1 pseudogene is annotated in these 1,132 nt (G+C 50.4%); it reads left to right on the forward strand.

Annotation, left to right across the window (positions count from 1 at the left end):
- Positions 1-14: 14 nt before the first annotated feature.
- Positions 15-1,132, forward strand: a pseudogene (locus NU09_RS17020) (PD40 domain-containing protein); the annotation flags it as partial.

Raw genomic sequence — 1,132 nt, forward strand, 5'->3', positions numbered from 1 at the left:
CAGCACAGTTTGCCATGGCACAGAGCAAGGAAACCGAGAAGGCGGACAAGCTGTATGCCAGGATGGAATATGTTGATGCCGCCAATGAATATATGAAGCTCTCTGGCAAGAGCGACCCTTATGTGTACAGGCAGCTGGCCGAGAGCTACTACAATGTCTTTAACAGCAAGGAGGCGGTAAAATGGTATGCCAAGGCAACCGAGAGCCAGCAGGAAGCCGAGATCTATTACCACTATGCCCAGATGCTTAAGGCCGAAGGCAGGTATGAGGAGGCCAATGCTCAGATGCGCAAATTTGCCCAGTTAAAGCCCAATGATGAGAGATCTGTGGCCTTTATGAAAGACCCGGACTACCTTCCCAAGCTAAGGAACCAGACCAGGCTGTTTGATGAGAAGAAACTGGACATCAACGATGAGAAGTACAGCTCCTTTGGTGCGGTACTTACCGATGACAACAACTTCTACTTTACAAGTAGCAGGAACACAGCAAGGAAGACCTACGGGGCTAACGAGCAGCCGTTCCTTGATATGTACATGGCTACCTACAATGCCGACGGTACCCTTAGTGAGCCTACACCTATTGCTGATGTGAACAGCAAATGGCACGACGGCCCTGCAGCGGTAAGTGCTGACGGCAACACGATGTATTTCTCCAGCGAGAGCTTTAAGGAGAGCAAACAGTTTGAGAGGGATAAGGACAACAACCTTAAACTGGGCCAGGTATACCTTTACAAGGCTACCAGGGCTGACGGCAAATGGGGTAACATCCAGCCGCTTCCTTTCAACGATAAGACCTACTCAACGGGTAACCCTGCCATCAGTGCAGACGGCAAGACCCTTTACTTTGTGTCCAACCGTCCGGGAGGCCAGGGAGGCAACGATATCTGGAAGGTGGAGGTTAAGGGCGACAACACCTATGGTGAGCCACAGAACCTTGGGGATAAGATCAACACCCCTGCCAATGATAACTTCCCTTACATCACCTCAGAGGGCAGGCTGTACTTCTCCTCAGACGGAAGGAAAGGCTTTGGTGCACTGGATGTGTTTGTGGTGGACCTGAAGAAAGGCACAGAAGTAATGAACGTTGGCTTACCTATTAACTCAGGGCAGGATGACTTTGCCTTCAGTTTCAA

Origin of the sequence: Flavobacterium beibuense, assembly GCF_004151245.1 — a bacterium.
GTDB classification, from domain to species: domain Bacteria; phylum Bacteroidota; class Bacteroidia; order Flavobacteriales; family Flavobacteriaceae; genus Flavobacterium; species Flavobacterium beibuense_A.